We start from the raw sequence: 18,221 nt of genomic DNA, 5'->3' as shown, positions 1-18,221 counted from the left end.
CCCTCATGGTGCCGTCGGACACCGGGTGGGTGGGCGGGCGAGGTCGGCCCGGCGGGCCGCCGGGCCGACCGCGGCGGTCAGGCGGTCTGCGCCCGCAGTACGTCGAGGGTGCGGGCCTCGATGTCGCGGGCGTGCGCGGCGTCGTGGCCGATGACCATGTAGTCGACAGTCCCCGAACGGTCGGTGTCCTCGATCGGGATGACCACACCGGAGCGGGTGTCGTGGTCGAAGAGGACCCCGGCCTCGCCGAGGGCCTTGAGGGTCGCGCCGAAGGAGGTGGCCTTCAACCAGTTGCGGGTGAGTACGACGTGGGTGCGGTTGTAGTCGTCGCCGACCAGGGCGCGGGCCAGGTAGTCGATGTGGGTGCAGTCCCCCATCCGGCCGTTGACCTCGGTGAAGAGCATCTGGCCGTCCTCGGTGAGGATCGAGTCCACGTTCATGTAGCCGGTGAAGCCCCGGTCGCCGGCCTCCCGGCACAGGTTGGTGGCGTGGGCGATCATCTCGCCGATGTCCTGCGGGCCGAGGCGCTGGCAGGGGATCTCGAACCCGATGAAGGTGGGCTCCATTCGCATCTCGCCGAAGTTCATGAGCGTCGGCGCCCGCCCGGGGCCGTGCACGTAGTGCTCGGTGTAGTGAACCGCCTGGGAGAAGTGGTAGGCCTCCACCACGACGCGGGTGTTGCGCTGCACCGCGACCTCGGTCCAGAGTTCGCGGGCCACCTCGGCGACGTCCGCGCCACGGGTCAGCCGCCGCACCCGCGACGCGCCGGTCAGCACATCCTCGTCGAAGGAGGTCAGCGCGGTGTTGCCGGCGCTGCCGGAGTTGAGGTCCTGCTTGACCATGACCCGGCCGGTGCGGTCCATCAGCTCGGCGATCGCGCCGGCCAACTCCCGCTCGCTTGCCGCGATCCGTCCCTCCGCCACCGGCGCGCCGATGGCTTCGGCGAGCTGCCGGAACAGGACCTTGCTGTTGTACGTCTCCGCGCCGCCGGCCCGCAGGAAGTTGCGCGCCGGGCCGGCCCCGGCCAGTTGCAGCTCCTCGGCCAGGGTGACCGCTGCCCGGTCGGAGAAGTACGTCTCCAGCTCCCAGCCGGCCACCGAACCGCCGGCACGGGACCGGATCTCCGCCGCCACGTACCCGTCGTTGAGGGACTCGTCGTTCAGGATGAGCTGCTTCTCGTCCCCGTCGCGGGGCACCACCACGTTGCGGGCGGACAGGTTGCGGCCGAGCAGTTCGTTGACGTACCGGATGAACTCGTCGGAGATCGAGTGCGGGACGACGACCATGTCCTGCTCGCTCTCCGCCATCACGATCAGGCGGCAGCAGCACATCGAGCTGAGGGCATGGATCTCCGGCGGCATGTCGTTGCCGCACATGGCGTCGCTGTCGACGTTGGCGATGACGATCCGGGACATGTTCGCTCCTTCCGCCCGCCGCCACGGCGGCGACGGGGCAGTGTCAGGGGTGTCGGAGGTGTCAGGCCGCGCGAAGCGGGGCGAGGACCGGCCGGTTCGGGACGACCGCGACCGGCTTCTTCATCATTTGGGTGAAGATGTTCTTGCGCTGGATGTCCGAGGTGCCGCCGGCGATCAGCGTGCCGAGCGAGTCGCGGACCGCGCGGGACACGTCGCCCTCCTCGTAACCGGCGTGGCCGAACACCTGCATGGCGTCCAGGGCTGCCGCCGCCAGGCTCTCCGAGCCGGTCAGCTTCGCCGCCGACGACATCAGCGCGGCGTCCGGGTGCTCGGCCAGCAGTTGGTCCAGCGCCGCGTAGGAGATCCACCGGGTGGTCTCGATGGCCAGCCTCATGTTGGTCAGCCGGCGCTGGACGTACTGGAATTCGGTGATCGGCTGGTGGAACGCGGTGCGCCCGCGGGCGAAGCGCAGCGTGTCGTCGAGGAGCCCTTCCAGGTAGGCGGCCCCCACGACGCCGTAGAGCAGCCGGTCCAGGGTGATGGTGTCGTAGGTCAGGCTCAGCCCGTCGCCGGGCACACCCAGGATGTCCGCGTCGTCCAGGTGCACCCCGTCGAAGCTGATCGCGCCGGTCGGGCTGGAGCCGTTGCCGAGCATCTCCTCCGCGGCCCCGGTGCGGATGCCGGGCTGGTGCCTGTCGACAAGGAACACTGTGACGTCCCGCTTGGCGGGCAGACCGCTGACCCGGCCGAGTACGTAGATCAGGTCGGCGGCCGGGGCGTTGGTGATGTGCACCTTGACGCCGACCAGCCGGTGCCCGCCGTCGACCGGGTGCGCGGTGGTGCTGACCCGGGCCACGTCCGACCCGCCGCGCTCCTCGGTCAGCGCGGTGGCGCCCACCGCGCCGACCATCAGCCGGTCGAGGTGGTGCTGCTGGGTGTCGTCACCGTGCCGGACGACGGCGCGCAGCAGGCCGGCGTGTGCGATGAGGGACAGGCAGAAGCCGAGGTCACGGCTGCCCCGGACGATGCCCTCCAGCGCGGCGCAGAAGTCCCACCAGGTCCCCCCGTCACCACCTCGGGACTCCGGCACCGGGATCCGCCAGAGCCCCTGGTTCGCCAGTTCCCGCCAGGACAACCTGTCGAGTTGCCGGGTGGCGGCGTGCGCGGCGCTGCGTGGCGCGACGGCGTCGCGGGCCAGCTGCTCGTAGTGGTGGGACAGTGCCCGTTGCTGCGGGGTCCAGCCGAGTTTCATCAGGTGCTCCTTCGGTCGGCGACGGGGACGACCCGGTCGAGTGCGGCGGCGAACCGGTCGACGAGTTGGTCCAGTTCGGCGTCGGTGATGGTGAGCGGCGGGGCGACGATGACGGCCCGGGGCACCGCGTCGGTGCCCGCCGGGTAGAGCAGGAGTCGCTCCTCGAACGCGGCGGCGGCCATCGCGGCGGCCGTGACGCCCTGGTCCCGGCCCGGGTGGCGCGCGGTGAAGTCGACACCGAGGAGCAGGCCGGCGCCCCGGACGTCGGCGACCACGCCGCGTGCGGCAAGCGCCGCGGCGAGCCCGCGCCGCAAGCGGTCGCCGGCCCGGGCGGCCCGCGCCGGTACGTCGTGTCGGACCAGGAAGTCGACAACGGCGGCGGCGCTGGCCGCGGCGAGCGGATTGGCGCTGTAGGTGTGCCCGAGCGCGCTGGTGCCACTGCCGTCGTGGATCGCGGCGTGGATCCGCGCATCGACGAGCACGGCACCGATCGGCAGGTAACCGGCGCTCATACCCTTGCCGAGCACGAGCAGGTCCGGAGCGACGGATTCGGCGTCCACGCCGAACCAGCGGCCGGTACGCCCGAGTCCGGTCATCACCTCGTCGGCGATGAGCAGCACGTCGTGGCGCCGGCAGATCTCGGCGACCGCGGTCAGGTAGCCGGGCGGGGCCGGCACAGCGCCGCCGGCGGCCCCGACGACCGGCTCCACTATGAACGCCGCGACGTTCTCCGGACCGGCGGCGAGGATCGTCCGCTCCACGGCGGACGCGCAGTCCAGCGCGCAGGTGTCCCGGGTCAGGCCGAAGGGGCACCGGTGGCAGTCGGCGCGCGGGGCGCGCGGCATGTCCGGCAGCAGCGCGGCCAGTGGGCGACGGCGCGATTCGTGCCCGGAGACGGCGAGCGCGCCGAGCGTGGCGCCGTGGTAGCTGACGTCCCGGGACACCACGAGCCGCCGTCCGGGTCGGCCGACCTCCTGCCAGTACTGCAGGGCCAGCCGGATCGCGGCTTCGGTGCCTTCCGACCCGCTGTTTGTGAACTGGACGTGGCTCAGGTCGCCCGGGGCGAGGCGGACCAGCTCGGCGGCGAGGCGTTCGGCCGGCTCGTTGGCGAACTGGGTGCGGTAGCAGTAGGTGATGGTGTCCAGCTGGGCGCGGATCGCGTCGAGGATCTCCGGGTTGCCGTGCCCCACGTTCACCACGATCGCGCTGGAGCAGCCGTCCAGGTATTCGCGTCCCTGGTCGTCGTAGAGGTAGCACCCGGCGGCCCGGGTGGCCCGGGGGTACGCGGTGCGCAGGTCCGGCGGGAGCACCCGGCTCGTCTCACCCATCGCGGAGGCCCGCGTGCTCGTGCCGGTCCGCCGCCCAGCGGTGCAGCGAAGCGCCAGCGGTCATCCCGCCGCCGAAGGCGATCAGGACGACGTACCCGGAGCCGCGCAGCCGTCCGCCGCGGACCGCGTCGTCGAGGGTCACCGGCACCGACGCGGCACCGGTGTTGCCGTAGCGCGGGTAGGTGTGGTGCAGCTGGTCCGGCCGAAGCCCGAAGTCGGTGGCCACCCGGTCCAGCATTACCCCGTTGGCCTGGTGGGGCACGACCAGGTCCAGGTCGCCGGCCTCCAGGCCGCTGTCCTTGAGTAGTTCGTCGAGCAGAGCGGGGAAGACCTCTTCGACGTAGGTGCGGACGTCCCGCCCGCGCATCTTGAAGTACTGGTCGCCGCACGCGCGGGCGTTCTCGTCGCGCTCAAGCCGTGACCCGCCCGCGGGCACCCGGACCAGGTCATGCAGGCGACCGTCGCTGACGAGGCGCGAGGTAAGCATCCCGTGGCCAGCGGGCACCGGGCCGAGCACCACAGCGCCGGCTCCGTCACCGAACAGGACGCAGGTGCGCCGGTCGGTGTAGTCGAGTTGGCGGCTGTAGATGTCGGCGCCGATCACCAACGCGTACCGGGTCCGCGGGTCGGCGCCCAGCAGCCCCCGGGCGACGTCGAGGGAGTAGACGAAGCTGGTGCAGACGGCGTTCACGTCGAAGGCGGCGGCCCGGTGCGCGGCGATGTCCCGCTGCACCAGGACGGCGGTGGCCGGCTGCGGGTGGTCCGGTGTGGATGTCCCGACGATGATGAAGTCCAGGTCGTCGGCGGTGATGCCCGCCGCCGCCAGCGCCTCACGGGCGGCGGCGGTGGCGCAGTCGGAGGTGGCCTCGGAGTCCAGAGCCCGGCGTCGTTCGCGGATTCCGGTCCTGTCCACGATCCAGTCGGCACCGATGTCGAGCCGTTCGACGAGGGTGTCGTTACTGACGACTGTCGGTGGAAGGTACGAACCCGTACCGATGATTCCAAATTGCATGACCGCTCCCAGCACTCGTCCTCGGCGACCGTCATCAGTTCGGATCGGTCCCGAGGAGGGGACGTCGATGCACCCCACGCTAGGGCGGCGGCAGTGACCGGACCGTCACCGGCGCATCGCGGCAGCGTCAGGCCGCGTTCTCACCCGTTTCGAGCACGTAGCCCCGCCCCCAGACGGTGTGGATCACCAGTTGCAAGGGCTTGATGCGCCGGCGCAGTCGGAGGATCTGCAGGTAGAGGCCATTGGGCGCGGCGTCGCATTCCGGCCAGCACAGGTCGGTCAGCTCACCGCGATCGACCACGTCGCCGTACGACGCGACCAGTCGGCGCATGATCACCGCCTCCAGCGGGGACAGGGGCGTCTGACGGTCACCGACCCGCAGCAGGTTCTGCCGGGTCACCACCGGCCGGCCGGCCAGCGCGGCCCGGACCAGCAGGGTGCGCACCCGCACCCGGGCGTCCTCGCGTTCCACCGGCAGCCGGACCCAGTCCTCCAGCGCGTCCGGACAGGGCGGCGCCGGTACTCCGGCCTCCACGACCAGCAGTCGTGGAACCCCTCGCAGGCGGCACTCCTCGCGTCGCCGCAGTTCCGTCGGCCACCTGACGATCACCACCCCGAGATCACCGAGCGCCGCGGCGGACACCCGCTCCACGTGGCTCATCCGGTCACCTCCGCCCTCGCTGGCCCTCAGCAGCACCAGACGCCGCTCGCCGTTCCGGGCCCGGAATCGTCGCCGGCATGCCCGGTCGACACTGCGGTCGTTATCTGGCCGTTATCCGCATACATCGCCTTGGCGGAAGGCTGCGCAAAAAGCCCGTCCGCGACGAGGGCCAGCGCCAAAGCCAGGTGGATGACGACCCACACATTGATCGAGTTGCTCATTTTGACTCCCCCAGACTCATTGACCGACGACGAACCGTCGCCTACTTTGCTCATCCCATCCTGGCGATACCGCCCGTTCACACGGAAGGGCCGGGACGGTACGTGAACACGCCGTGGCGTGTACGCGTCGCCCCGACGATGCAACCAACTGCCCCCCGTAGTCGCAGGCAAATTGCACCGACAGTCCGATTTAGACGGACGTGCCCGACGCTGGTGAGACTTGCGGGCGTCGGGACTTTGAGCACTACTAGGAGTACCGACAGACGGGACGTGGGCATGGCGGAAGACGGTGGTCCGTCGCCGGCAGGCAGACAGGCCGAGGAAATTGCCGTGGCGATTTACAAGCAGGCTTTCCGGTTCGGATCCGGATCGGTCCGTCAGGCGGCCGACGTATTGGGTCTGTCCGCCGAGGAGCACGATGCCGGACTGCGGGAACTCAATCGACTCGGACTGGTGACCGCAGGCCGCGACGATCCGCGCGTGGCGACTGTCGTATCACCGGAGATCGCCATCGTCCGGGTGCTGGAACGGGACCGCGCGACGCTCACGCGGTACCGGGACACCATCGCCGCCACCAGCGAGTCGCTGGAACGTATCGTCGATCGGTTCCTCCCCCTCGGTCCCGGCCCCCGGCTGGACCTGGAATTCGAGGTCATCGAGGACCTGGCGCGGGTGGCGGAGACGCTGGACATGATGACCGACCTGGGCAGGGAGGAGATGCTGTCCATGCACCCGGGCCCTCTCCCACAGGAGCACCTCCTGCGGGAGGGCCTGGCCCGGGACCGGCGCCTGGGCGAACGCGGCCTGAGCTTGCGGGCCCTCTACGTGAAACAACTGACCACCACCCCGTTCGTCGCCACCTACCTTCGTGAACTGATCACCGTCGGCTACGAGATCCGGACCACGACCACGCTGCCCATCCGCATGATCATCTGCGACACGCGGCGGGCGCTGATCCCGCTGGACCCGACGCAGGGCCAGGCGGGGGCGATCGCCATCGACGGCGAGGTGATGGTCCGTTCGCTGGTCTGCGTCTTCGAGCACTGCTGGCAGGACTCGAAGCCGCTCACCGGCGGCACCAACGACCAGCCCGCCAACCAGCTCACCGATCAGGAACACACAGTGCTCCGGTTGCTGTCGGTGGGCATGAAGGACGAACAGATAGCCAGGGCCATCGGCGTCTCCGTACGGACCGTCTCCCGGACCGTCAGCGACCTCATGCGGCGTCTCGGCGTGCAGAGCCGCTTTCAGGCCGGCGTCCGGGCGGCGCAGGCCGGCTGGGTCGACTGACCCCCGGCGACGCCAGGGTGAGATGCCTCCCCGGCGCCTCCGGTCGGGTGACGATGCCCGGCTCGGCCTTGTCCCGCCGCACCCCGAGCGCCCACAGCGCCGGACCGGTCATGATCGTGGTGAGCAGCGCCATCGCCACCATGACCGAGAACACCAACTGGTCGATCAGGCCCACCTGGAGACCGACGGTGAGCACCACGATCTCGGTCAGACCGCGGGTGTTCATCAACGTGGACACGGTGAGCGCCTCCCGCGGGCCGAGCCCACCGAGCCGGGCCGTCGGATAGGTGCCCAGCACCTTCGCGACAACTGCCACGGCCACCACGAGGGCGAGTTCGCCCAGCACGTCCGGCCGCATCCGGGACAGGTCCACGTTGAGCCCGGCGACGGCGAAGAAGACCGGCACCAGCAGCATGTTGTTGACCGGCTCCAACCGGGCGACGATCTGCTCCCGCGCCTCCGACATCCCCTCGCGCGGCATCATCGCGCCGAACAGGAAGGCGCCGAAGATGTAGTGCGCCCCGATCCACTCGGCCGCCGCGCAGGACACCAGGAGGCCGGCCAGCACTGCGGCGAGGGCACCGTTGCCGGCTCCCGCGCGGCCCAGCAGACGCCGCAGCATCGGCCGCACCAGATAGAGGTGGGCCAGCACGTACGGCACGGCAAGCGCCAGCCGCCACATGTGCTGCCCCTGCGCCCCCGCGTAGGCGATCACCGCGTAGAGCAGGCCCCAGGCCAGCACGTCGTCGACGGCCGCCGCCGCCAGCGACAGGTTGCCGGCCCGTACACGCTGCAGGCCGTGCTCGGTCACGATCCGGGCGAGCACAGGGAAGGCGGTGACGGCCACCGCAACCCCGATGAACAGCGCCGTCGCCGACGGATCCGCCGCACCATGCCGGCGTACCAGCCACCAGCCGAGGGCGACGCCCAGCACCACCGGCACCGCCAGCGCGCCGAGCGCCACCACCACCGCCTGGCGTCCGCTGGCCCGCAGCATCCTTCGGTCCAACTCGTAGCCGACCAGGAATACGAACAGCACCAGCCCCACTGTCGACAGCGCGCCCAGGGCGGACCGCGCGGATGCCGGGAACAACCAGTCGCTGAAGCCGCCCAGCAGGGTGGGGCCGAGCAGCACACCGGCCAGGATCTCGCCCACTACCCGTGGTTGTCGCAACCGGATCGCCGCCTGCCCGAGCAGCCGGGCCGCCGCGACGATGATCGCCAGGTCCACCAGGAAAATGACCACGCCCTCGCTCATGGATCGTCCTCACTTCCGCCGCAGGGGGTGTCAGATGCCGCGATGCGAGTGGTACCGCAGGGTGCGCAGGCCGATCCGCAGCCAGGTGCCCGGAGTGACAACCACCGGTACGCCCGGCCGCAGCCGGTCCCACTGGTTGCGCTCCTCGGCCCACACGAAGGTGCCGTTCGTGGACCCGTTGTCGGTAAGCCGGACGTCCCAGCCGTCGATGTCGATGCGGGCGTGCACCCGGGACACCGACGCCTGCCGGTCGTCGACCGCCAGCGGCTCGCAGCCCGTCTCGGCGCCGTCGCGCCCGTCCGGCGCCCGGCCCAGCAGGTATCCCCGGTCCAGCGGATAGGTGGAGCCGTCGTCGAAGGTCAGCACACCGAGCGGCGGCCGCGGCCCCGGCTCCGGGTCCAGGCTTCCGTTGGCGTTGGACAGCCCACAGGTGCCGCAGTACGGCGCGCGCGGGTCGTTCAGGTGGCCGTCGCGGCAGCGTACGCCCAGCACTGTCGGCCTCGGTGGGGCGTGCGGGCCGGCGGGCGACGGCGACGCGGCCGGTCCGGTAACCGGCGGCGCGGAGATCGGGTGTATCAGCACCGACGGCGCGTCCGACGCGGACACCGGCGGCGCGGACACCGGTGACGCATCCGGTCCGGCCGGCGAGGGCGACGGCACGGGAAGCGAGGGCGCCGGCACGGGAGGCGGGGGCGCCGGCACGGGAGGCGAGGGCGCCGGCACGGGAGGCGGAGCCGACGGCCGGTCCGTCGGGGGCAGGCAGGCCGCGCAGGCACAGTGCCCGGTGCGGGCGGCGGACACCGACGCGGCGACGCACGCCGCGCAGCCGCACTGTTCCGGGTGACCGGTGTCCGCCGACGGAGGCATGTCGAGCAGCGGTCCCACCGGCGGCGTGGGCGGCACGTTCAGCAACGGGCCGACCGGCGGCGCGGTCGGCGCGGTCGGCGCGGTGTCGGCGGCCAGGACGCCACCGGCTCTGATCACCCCGGACTGCAACACACTCCAGTCGTCGGCGTCGCGGTCGGTCACCTCCTCGCCCAGCCGGACGCTGGTCAGGGTGACGTCCGGATCCACCAGCCGGTTGACGCAGGTGACCGACTCGCGGCCGTCCAGGTGGATCGGGCCCACCGGCCCGGAGAGCGTGGCCAGGGCACGGCCGTGCACCAGCACGGCCCAGCCGTCGGAGCACGGTCCGAAGGCACACAGCGCCGGGTAGGCGCCGTTGTCGCCGTCGTCGCTGAGCAGGTGCGTCAGCCGGCGGCACAGGTCCCGGCCGTCACCGCGGGCGGCCACCTCGCCGAGGGTGTCCAGCAGACGGGTGACCTGCGGGGCCCATTCGGCGCTGGCATCGCAGAGCAGGACGAGGTCGCCCTGCCTGGCCAGGATCCCGTCGCCGGGCACCGGGCGGAGCACCGGCCGTACGCTGTTGATGTCGATCGTGGTCACAGCAACCTCCCACCGTGGAAACGCCATCGGATGAACGGCACCCGCATCGGCCCCTGGGCGACCAGCCAGACCGCGATCCAGACCAGCGTGAAGTGCCAGAGGAACGCCGCGAGTACGGGCGGCCCGGCGCCGGGTACGTGTCCGGCCCGCAGCAGCAGCCAGACCAGCACGCCCTCCGGCACAAGGGTGACCAGCGCGAAGAGGGTGGGCCAGTCCTTCTCCCAGCGCCACTGCATGAGCAGGTGGTAGACGCACTCCCAGGCCACGCCGAGGACGGCGACGGTGGCGAGCACGATGAACGTCTCCCGGTAGTGGTCACCCCACCCACCGGGGATCGGCAGGACCGGCGCCAGGACCAGGGTGACCAGCCCGCCGACCACCGCCAGCAGGAACAACCGGGTCTGAATACGACCGAGCAATGTCGGTACCATCACGCTCCCCTTTCTCTCGTCGACTCCGGACGGCCTGGGGTAGCCGACCGGTCAGATCGGCCGGTCGCGCAGCCAGCGCCACCATTCGCGCAGTGAGCGGGCCGGGCCGATCCGATTGCCGAACCCCTGCCGGGCCAGGTCCTCCTGGATCTCCTGGGCGGCGATCTGAAGCCCGAGGAAGGTGTCCACACCCGGGAAGTAGCCGCCCAGGGTGGCCGCTCCGGAGGCGTAGATCCGGCCGTCACCGCTGGCCGCGCCGCGCACCTCGAACGCCCGGGACACGTCGAGCCGACCGATCGGGTTGCGGCCGGCGTTGGCGTGCCGGAGCAGGTCGTTGATGACCCGGTGGGAGGTGATGTCACCGTCCAGGCCGGTGCAGTCGATGACGTAGTCGGCGCACAGCTCCACCCGGCTGGACTCGGAGTCGACGTACGCCCGCAGCCGGCCGTCGGGGCCCTGCCGGAGCTCGCCCATCGTGCCGGCCACCGACCGGTACCATCCGCCGTTCTTGCCCTCCCGCAGCTGCCGCTGCCAGTGCCTGCGGTAGGCCGTGTTGGTGCCGCCGATCTCGGCGTAGATCCGCGCCCGGTCCCGCCCCTCGCTGCGCCGCGCCCGCGCCTTGAGCTGGCCACCCCACACCGACTTCGGATAGTTGAAGCCCTGGTAGGCGAAGCCGTCGCCGCCGGCACGCCGGGACCACGGGTGCGGGCCGTGCGCGCCCTCCACGTAGGTGCGGAAGAGGTGCACGATCTCGGTCTGCAGCCCGTGCCGCTTCCGTTCGCTGATCAGCCGTTCCAGCACACGGGAGGCGACGATGCCGGAGCCGCGGATCAGCACGCGACCGGTCCGCTGGCGCAGCGCTGTGTAGACGTGCTCGTGGTCCTCGTAGGCGTTGACGACCCGGTGGAAGTCCGAGGTGTCCCGGAACTGCCGCAGCTCGGGCAGGAACTTCAACCCGGCGTAGCCCACCGCGAGATGCACGAACCAGGAGCGGTAGGCCACCACCCGCGACGGCCTGCCGGGCTCGTTGACCGCCAGGACTGTGAAGTAGCCGCCGCCCCAACGCCGCCGTACGGTGCGGACCTGACCGGTGTCCAGCATGTCCCAGTACCGGATCCGGGTGGCCTCCCGCTCCAGACCGGTCAGCACCATGCCCAGGCGGGGGGTGTAGAAGTCCGCGAAGACCGGCTCCCGCAGCACCTGCCACAGCGCGCGTGGGCTGCGGGTACGGAACGCCTCGGTCATGGCGTACGACGGAAAGCCCCACACGTTGTCCGGACGCGACGCGGAGTCGGAACGGATCCGCTCGCCGCGCGGAATCTGCGACACCCGGGTCAGGTACTCGTAGGTGCGCCACGGTCGGTCCAGGTTGGACAGCACCCGGATGTCGCGCGTCGGCACGCCGGCGATCCGCAGGTAGTCGACGGTCACGAAACTGCCGATCCCGCCGCCGACGGAGACGAACGGCACGTCGGTCACCGGCAACCCGGCGTCGCGTACCATTTCGTCGCTCCACCAGTCACTGGCCTCCAGGTCCGCCGGCAGGTCCTGCGGACCGGGTAGCCGGCCCAGGTCGTCGTAGACCCTGGTCTCGGTAAGCAGGGTCCCCTCGCTCAGTTTCACCGGATTCGCCTCCTCGGTAGCCGGTACGACGACCGGACGGCTCGGACCGCCGGTGTCGCCTGCTACCCGGGGACGTTAGGTCGACCGGCGTCGCTCGACCGTCGGTACGGCGTCACAGTCGCGGGCCTGCGTGGGCCGACGCCGTGGGCCGACGCCGACGACGAAACCTCCGACGACGCCCCACCTCTCCGGCGGCCAGTCCACGTCGCGCAGGTCGACGTCGGCGGGTAGGACCTGCGTTGGCGTGCCGACAAGCGCCGCCTCCCGGGCCAGCAGGCGCGCCGCGAGGTGCGCCGCGCCGAGGTCGCGGTAGACATCCAGGAGCGCGCCGGCCTGGTACGGGTCCAGCACGTCGGGCCAGGTGACCCGCCAGAGGACCAGGGCCGGGGCGACGCCGTGGCCGAACGCGTCCGGCGTCACCCGCCGGACCACCCGCAGCGGCCACTGGGCCGGTGCCCGGACGGGGACCAGGCGGACGCCGGCCGTTGGCCCGCGGGCGGCGGACCGGCACCGCCACAGTCCTTGCGGCAGCCCGGGCACGTCCATCGTGACCACGAACGGATCCAGGACCGACCCGAGACCGGTCAACGCGGACAACCCCCCGAGCAGGTACGCGAGGCGGCCGGCCGGCACCGGCTCGCTCGCGACGTCGTGCCGGTCCGCCTCGGCGGCGGTCAGCGCGGCCAGGGCATCCGGTCGGGCCGGCGGGTCGGCGGGCAGCCAGCGGCCAGCGGCGTCCCCGGCGACGGTGGCGGCGGCTTCCGTCGTGACCGGGCCGCGGCGGCCCGCCCCGGCGCACCAGTAGCGCCGGGCCGACCACAGGTCCCATTCGAGCGCGGTCCAGCCGACGGCGGGAGTGTCGGAGGCGGGAGGGGGGCCCGCTCCGTACCAGTCGAACACCATGTCGACCTCCTTCCGACCTGTCGCCGGGGTCGCGGGCACGGCCGAGGCGCGGATTCGTCACCGACTATGGAGTGCGTGTCTCGAACAATGACACGAAACGCTGAGGATTGGCTTACCGACAACCATTGGCCGGTATACGCCATGGCGTGATTGTGCCTGTAACCACGGAAAGATATAGCCAAGGATTTCGGCGCCGGACGCCGGCTCGAATGGAGGTTGGCGTCACTCTACGCCACCGAACCGACGGTCTCGTCGGGCGGCCAAAGCCTCGATAACCGGCTCCTCCGGACACGAGACGATGCGGAGAGTTCGGCAGCGGGTGCCGCCTCGGCGAGCGGTATCCGTTGACGGTAACGACAGCGGGTTGCACGGTGGATGGCGACGGCAACGCTATGGAAGTTCCAAACCCCGGTCGGTCCGCACATCGCTGACCATCCGATCGCCGTCCCCGCGCCGCGCATTCCGCAGCGACCGATGCACCTTCGTCACACCGATGACGGTGTTCCCGTGCCCGTCGACCGGAGGTCTCCATGCGCCACTCCGCCCCGCAGCCCATCCATAACCCTACGACGACCGAAGCGAGCCCCACGTACGCCGACAACGTCGTCCCCCTGCGCCGCACTGTTGCGCGGACAGCAGACGCGGACGACCGCACCGCCCGCCTGCAGCTGCTGGGCGCCTTCGAACTGCACTGCGGCGGCCGGCGCATCCCGGTCGGTGCCGCCGCCCAGCGGCTGCTCGCCCTCCTGGCCCTGCGGCAGCACCCGCTGGCCCGCGCCACCGCCGCCGGCGTGCTCTGGCCCGACGTGACCGACCAGCGGGCGCAGGCGAACCTGCGGACCGCCCTGTACCGACTCAACCAGGTCTGCGCCGGTCGGGTGGTGGAGGCGACCTCCCACACCATCCGGCTCTCGCCCTCGGTGTCGGTCGACGCGACCGAGGTCGCCGAGTTCGCCACCGCCCTGCTCGACGACCCCACCCGGCTGCCGGCCCGCTGGCCCACCATCGAGTCGATGCACCGGGACCTGCTACCGGAGTGGGACCACGCGTGGCTGCGACCGGAGCAGCAGCGCTACCGCAGCCTGCGGCTGCACTGTCTGGAGGCGCTGTGCGACCGGCTGCTCCAGCACGGCCGCTTCGGCCAGGCCGCCGACGCCGTCCTGGCCGTGGTGCACGCCGACCCGTTCCGGGAAAGCGCACACGGCAAGTTGATCCGGGTCTACCTCGCCGAGGGCAACCGCAACGAGGCGGTGCAGCACTACCTGCACTACCGCCGAACCCTCCGCGACGAGCTGGGACTCAACCCCTCCCCCGAGATCGGCCAGCTGGTCAACGCCGCCTGAGTGCCTCACGGCGACGCCACGACGCCGCGAGTGCCACGGCCCGGTGACACCACCCGCCGAGAGTGGAGGACGGCACGCACGCACGACCGACCGACGACGCGACACAGCGCAAAGCAAAGGAGACTCGGATGAGACACCGCGCAAAGCACGCGACCCGGAACCCCTGGTCGGCGCCGGGCGGCCGGCACCGCGACCCGGAGACCGGTCGACGCACCGGCAACCGAAGCGCCCTGGCCGTGACGGCCGTGTTCCTCAGCGCGGCGCTCGCCGGGCTGATCACCATGCCGCACGTGGTGAACGCCGACGAGGGCACCGACGCCGCCGCCACGGACACCCGCAAGGCCGCCAAGGGCAAGACCGACCTGCGCAGGGGCGCCGTGTTCCTGATGTCCAACGCGGAGGACGGCAACGAGGTGGTCGCCTTCTCCCGGGCCTCCGACGGCAAGCTCACCGAGGTCGAGCGCTTCCCGACCGGCGGCACCGGCAGCGGCAGCTTCGAGGACAGCGCCAACGCGCTGGTGGTGGGCAGCGCCGAGGGCGAGGCCTCGCCGAACATGCTCATCGACCAGCGCCGGCTGCTGTTCGTGCCGAACGCCGGAAGCAGCACCATCTCGGTCTTCCAGATCAACGCCGACAGCCTGGAACTGGTCGAGGAAGTGCCGTCCGGCGGGCAGAAGCCGGTCAGCCTGACGGTGAACAACGGCCTGCTGTACGTGCTCAACAGCGGCGAGACCGCCAACCACCTCTTCGACGAGGACACCAACGTCCTGGAAAACTGCACCAGCGGCGCCCGTCCCGAGATCACCGGTTTCTCGGTGTCCAGCGGAGGCGAGCTGACGCCGGTGAAGAACTCCACGAGGCAACTGTCCGGGCAGGCGCACTCCGGCTGCGCCCAGGTGTCCTTCAGTGCCGACGGCCGGTCGCTGCTGGTGACCGAGCGCCTGGCCAAGCTGCCGGCGCACGCCGACAGCGAGGTCGACGACGACGAGGGAACGGTGGTCACCTTCCAGGTCCGCCAGGACGGTACGCCGGGGCGCAAGCGGGTGCAGGACGCGACCGGGCGCGGCCCGTTCGGCTTCGCGGTCACCCGCAGCGGCACCGTGCTCACCACCGAGCAGTTCGGCGGCTTCGCCAACGACAACGCCTCGGCGGTGGCCTCGTACACCTTCGACGAAAACGGCGGCCTCGAGGCCAGCAGCGAGTCGGTGTTCAACAAGCAGACCGACACCTGCTGGGTCGTGGTCAACGGCGACGAGTCGCTGGCGTACGCGTCCAGCCCGTTCGGCGACGGTACTATCTCCAGCTTCTCGGTCACCGACGGCGTGCCGAAGCTGCTGCACGAGTCGGCGTCGGCCGAGGACGGCAAGGACCGCAAGAACGACCACGTGCCGACCGGGGCGACCGACCTCGCCCTCAGCTCGGACAGCCGCTACCTCTACCAGCTGAACTCCTTCGAGGGAACGCTCACGGTGTTCAAGGCCAACCAGGACGGTTCGCTGGCCTACGTCGAGGATCACCGGGTGTTCGACCTGGAGGTCTTCGGCGAGGGCGGCGAGGGCGACCCGATGGGCATCGCGGTCATCTGACCGTGGTCCACCTTCCACCGACCGCGTGGGGACCGGCTCGACAGCCGGTCCTCACGCGGGTCCGACGTCGCCTCCAGGAGGACGGGAGCGACGAGGCGATCACGTATCGTCGAACGACGACGAATACGTGCGATATCACGGCCCCGCCGAGGAGTGCCCCATGCACGAGTTGACCTGCGCCCAGATGGTCGAGTCCATCACCGACTACCTGGAGGGCACGCTGCCGCCAGACGAGCTGGAGAGCTTCCGCGCCCACCTGCTGTGCTGCGACGGCTGCGACGCGTACCTCGACCAGATGCAGTCCACGGTGCGGCTGCTGCGGTCCGCGCCCGGGCACCGGTTGCCCGTCGCTGTCGAGTCCGCCATCGTCCAAACGTTCCGCGAGTGGAACGGCACGAGGGCGGAACAGTGACTGTCGACCTGGCGGGCCTGCTCGCCGGTGACGAGGACGCGTTCCGGGACCTCGTCCGGGCACACCAGGCGACGATGATGCGGCTGGCCCTGCTGCACGTACGCAGCACCGCCGACGCCGAGGAGGTCGTGCAGGAAACCTGGCTGGCAGTCCTGCAGGGGATAGACGGGTTCGAGGGCCGGGCGTCACTGCGCACCTGGATATGCCGCATCCTGCTCAACATTGCCCGGCGTCGCGCCGGGCAGGAGTCCCGCAGTGTCCCGATGTCCGGCCTGCCGGGCGCGGACGGCGGGCCGAGCGTGGACCCGGACCGCTTCATGTCCTCCGGGCCGAACGCCGGGCACTGGAGTGCGCCGCCCCGACGGTGGGGCCGCCAGCCCGAGGACCTGCTCCTCGCCGGGGAACTACGCGAACTGCTCGGCGACGCCGTACGCCGGTTGAGCCCCGGACAGCGTGAGGTGATCACCATGCGCGACGTGGAGGGGTGGACCAGCACCGAGGTCTGCGAGCTGATGGAGATCAGCGAGGGCCACCAGCGTGTCCTGCTGCACCGCGCCCGTTCGCGGGTACGGCAGACGGTCGAGTCGTACCTGGAGCGGCAGAGCAGCCCTGCCAGCTGAGCGGCACCGGCGAGAATCGCGCCGGCCGGTGTAACGCCGGGGCCTCCGCACGCCACTGGACGGACATGTGAACCGTCCGTGCGCCCGGTGCCCGTCCGCCGGGACGTGCCCGCTCTGCGAGAGGTGCAGCCATGACGTTGACCAAGGAGACGACCGACGACCGGCCGCAGGGCCGCCCGTCGGGCTACCTGTCGGTCCTGCGCAGCCCGGGGATGGCCGCGTGGTTCGCGGCAGTGGTCTGCCAGCGCCTTCCGATCGCGATGGCACCGCTGGCGCTGGTGCTGCTGGGGCGCGAGGTGACAGGTTCCTTCTCGGTAGGTGCTCTGCTCGCCGGTGCGTTCGCCCTCGCCGAGGCGGCGGCGGCCGGGGTGATGGGCCGCCGCTTCGACCGCCGGCCGGCAGGGCCGGAGCTGCGGCTCGTCCTAGCTGTCCAGGCGGTCGCCCTGCTGGCCCTGGTCGGGGTGTCCCGGGTGCTCGACGGCGCCGTGGTCGTGATCGGCATGGTGGTCCTCGCCGCGCTGGCTGGCGCTGTCGCCTCGGGTGCACACGGTGGACTGCGGGCGCTTGTGGTGCGCAGCGTGTCGCAGGAGAGCCAGCACTCCGCGTTGGGCCTGGAGGCATCGATGACCGCCCTGATGTGGGCGGTCGGGCCGGCCGTCATCGGCGCGCTGGCGTTCCTCGGCGGCCCCGCGGTGTCGCTGGCGGTCACGGCCGGTGTCGCCGGCGTCGGCGTGCTTGTCGCCGGAGCCCTTGTGGACCCGGGCCGGGCGGCGACCGACCCGGGGCACGGGGACAGTGTCTGGCGGCTGTCCTGGCCGGCGATGACGCACGAGGCCGCGGTGCTGCTGACGGTGGGTGCCGCGTACACGGCGCTCCCGGCGCTGCTGGAGCGCCTCGGTGGCGACGCCGACCTGTCCGGCCTGGCCCTGGGCGGTTTCGCCGTGGCCGGCATCGCCGGTGGCATCGTCTACGGCGGACGGCGCTGGCCGGCCAGCTACCACAGCCAGACCACAGTGCTGATCCTCGTCCTGTGCGCGATGGTGCTGGCCGCCGCCGTGGCCGGCACGGTGCCGCTGGTGATCGCGCTGCTGCTGGTCGGGGGTTTCGCCAGCACCCCGGCGCTCACCGCCCGAGGTGCCGGATTGCAGCAGATGCTGCCCGAGTCGCAGTGGTCCGCCGGGTTCTCCGGTCTGTACGCCGCAGGCGGCATCGGCTTCGGCCTGGCCGGCCTGGTGGTGGCGCCGCTGCTGGCCTCGGTCGGGCCGCACGTCGCGTTGGCGGCCTGCGCGCTCCTCGCCGCCGGTCTCACAGTGGTGGGCACCGTCGCCGAGTCCCGGCTGACTCGAATCCCGGCCACGCACCCCGCGCCGACGCCCTGACCCGCGCCCGCCGGGCATCGGCGGCGTGCCGGGGTGCGGCG

At 71.6% G+C, this 18,221-nt stretch carries 17 protein-coding genes; 6 read left to right on the top strand and 11 right to left on the bottom strand.

Translation table 11 applies throughout. The features are described from left to right. Window positions 1-77 precede the first annotated feature (77 nt). The 6 genes from ACPXB1_RS15410 to ACPXB1_RS15385 form a co-directional block, all read right to left on the bottom strand. Entirely contained in the window at window positions 78-1,415 is a 1,338-nt protein-coding gene (locus ACPXB1_RS15410; RefSeq protein ID WP_355596331.1) for a peptide ligase PGM1-related protein, read from the bottom strand. A gap of 61 nt (window positions 1,416-1,476) precedes the next feature. Beyond that, window positions 1,477-2,667 carry an acyl-CoA dehydrogenase family protein gene (locus ACPXB1_RS15405; RefSeq protein ID WP_355596333.1) on the bottom strand — a complete coding sequence of 397 codons (1,191 nt, stop codon included), beginning with the start codon at window positions 2,665-2,667 and terminating at the stop codon, window positions 1,477-1,479. After that, entirely contained in the window at window positions 2,667-3,995 is a 1,329-nt protein-coding gene (locus ACPXB1_RS15400) for an aminotransferase class III-fold pyridoxal phosphate-dependent enzyme (protein WP_355596335.1), read from the bottom strand. The genes ACPXB1_RS15405 and ACPXB1_RS15400 overlap by 1 nt, the downstream gene beginning before the upstream one ends. Beyond that, a complete protein-coding gene (locus ACPXB1_RS15395) occupies window positions 3,988-5,007 on the bottom strand; it encodes a 3-oxoacyl-ACP synthase III family protein (RefSeq protein ID WP_355596337.1) in 1,020 nt (339 codons plus the stop codon). Before ACPXB1_RS15395 ends, ACPXB1_RS15400 begins: the two co-directional genes overlap by 8 nt. Before the next feature lie 127 nt (window positions 5,008-5,134). Further along, entirely contained in the window at window positions 5,135-5,668 is a 534-nt protein-coding gene (locus ACPXB1_RS15390) for a winged helix-turn-helix domain-containing protein (RefSeq protein ID WP_355596339.1), read from the bottom strand. Between the two features lie 26 nt (window positions 5,669-5,694). Then, the gene (locus tag ACPXB1_RS15385) at window positions 5,695-5,889 is read right to left on the bottom strand and encodes a hypothetical protein (protein WP_355596341.1); all 195 of its coding nucleotides are present in this window, start codon (window positions 5,887-5,889) and stop codon (window positions 5,695-5,697) included. 330 nt (window positions 5,890-6,219) lie between these two features. On the opposite strand from ACPXB1_RS15385, the gene ACPXB1_RS15380 reads away from it, so the two are divergent. Next, window positions 6,220-7,179 carry a helix-turn-helix transcriptional regulator gene (locus ACPXB1_RS15380; RefSeq protein WP_355596343.1) on the top strand — a complete coding sequence of 320 codons (960 nt, stop codon included), beginning with the start codon at window positions 6,220-6,222 and terminating at the stop codon, window positions 7,177-7,179. On the opposite strand, the gene ACPXB1_RS15375 is transcribed toward ACPXB1_RS15380, so the two are convergent. From ACPXB1_RS15375 to ACPXB1_RS15355, 5 genes are all read right to left on the bottom strand, one after another. Continuing rightward, on the bottom strand, window positions 7,106-8,437 hold the full coding sequence (locus ACPXB1_RS15375) for a cation:proton antiporter (RefSeq protein ID WP_355596345.1): 1,332 nt from the start codon (window positions 8,435-8,437) through the stop codon (window positions 7,106-7,108). The genes ACPXB1_RS15380 and ACPXB1_RS15375 overlap by 74 nt on opposite strands. Window positions 8,438-8,467: 30 nt before the next feature. Then, window positions 8,468-9,883, bottom strand: coding sequence for an FHA domain-containing protein (locus ACPXB1_RS15370; protein WP_425735440.1), 1,416 nt, complete (start codon window positions 9,881-9,883; stop codon window positions 8,468-8,470). Next, a complete protein-coding gene (locus ACPXB1_RS15365) occupies window positions 9,880-10,314 on the bottom strand; it encodes a hypothetical protein (RefSeq protein WP_355596428.1) in 435 nt (144 codons plus the stop codon). The genes ACPXB1_RS15370 and ACPXB1_RS15365 overlap by 4 nt, the downstream gene beginning before the upstream one ends. A 51-nt stretch (window positions 10,315-10,365) precedes the next feature. Continuing rightward, entirely contained in the window at window positions 10,366-11,937 is a 1,572-nt protein-coding gene (locus ACPXB1_RS15360; RefSeq protein ID WP_355596349.1) for a hypothetical protein, read from the bottom strand. 75 nt (window positions 11,938-12,012) lie between these two features. Next, entirely contained in the window at window positions 12,013-12,840 is an 828-nt protein-coding gene (locus ACPXB1_RS15355; protein ID WP_355596351.1) for a hypothetical protein, read from the bottom strand. Window positions 12,841-13,370: 530 nt separating this feature from the next. On the opposite strand from ACPXB1_RS15355, the gene ACPXB1_RS15350 reads away from it, so the two are divergent. From ACPXB1_RS15350 to ACPXB1_RS15330, 5 genes are all read left to right on the top strand, one after another. Further along, entirely contained in the window at window positions 13,371-14,183 is an 813-nt protein-coding gene (locus tag ACPXB1_RS15350) for an AfsR/SARP family transcriptional regulator (RefSeq protein ID WP_355596353.1), read from the top strand. A gap of 128 nt (window positions 14,184-14,311) precedes the next feature. Beyond that, entirely contained in the window at window positions 14,312-15,769 is a 1,458-nt protein-coding gene (locus ACPXB1_RS15345) for a lactonase family protein (RefSeq protein WP_425735439.1), read from the top strand. A 160-nt stretch (window positions 15,770-15,929) separates the two neighbouring features. Beyond that, window positions 15,930-16,181, top strand: coding sequence for an anti-sigma factor family protein (locus ACPXB1_RS15340; protein ID WP_355596357.1), 252 nt, complete (start codon window positions 15,930-15,932; stop codon window positions 16,179-16,181). Then, on the top strand, window positions 16,178-16,801 hold the full coding sequence (locus tag ACPXB1_RS15335) for an RNA polymerase sigma factor (RefSeq protein WP_355596358.1): 624 nt from the start codon (window positions 16,178-16,180) through the stop codon (window positions 16,799-16,801). Before ACPXB1_RS15340 ends, ACPXB1_RS15335 begins: the two co-directional genes overlap by 4 nt. 131 nt (window positions 16,802-16,932) lie before the next feature. Continuing rightward, window positions 16,933-18,180, top strand: a complete 1,248-nt coding sequence (locus tag ACPXB1_RS15330; RefSeq protein WP_425735438.1) for an MFS transporter — start codon at window positions 16,933-16,935, stop codon at window positions 18,178-18,180. The last annotated feature ends 41 nt before the right edge of the window (window positions 18,181-18,221 follow it).

The organism is Micromonospora sp. DT68 (assembly GCF_049847245.1).
Taxonomy (GTDB): domain Bacteria; phylum Actinomycetota; class Actinomycetes; order Mycobacteriales; family Micromonosporaceae; genus Micromonospora; species Micromonospora profundi.
The sequence above is the reverse complement of the archived record's forward strand: the minus strand, read 5'-3'. Positions and strand labels throughout refer to the sequence as shown.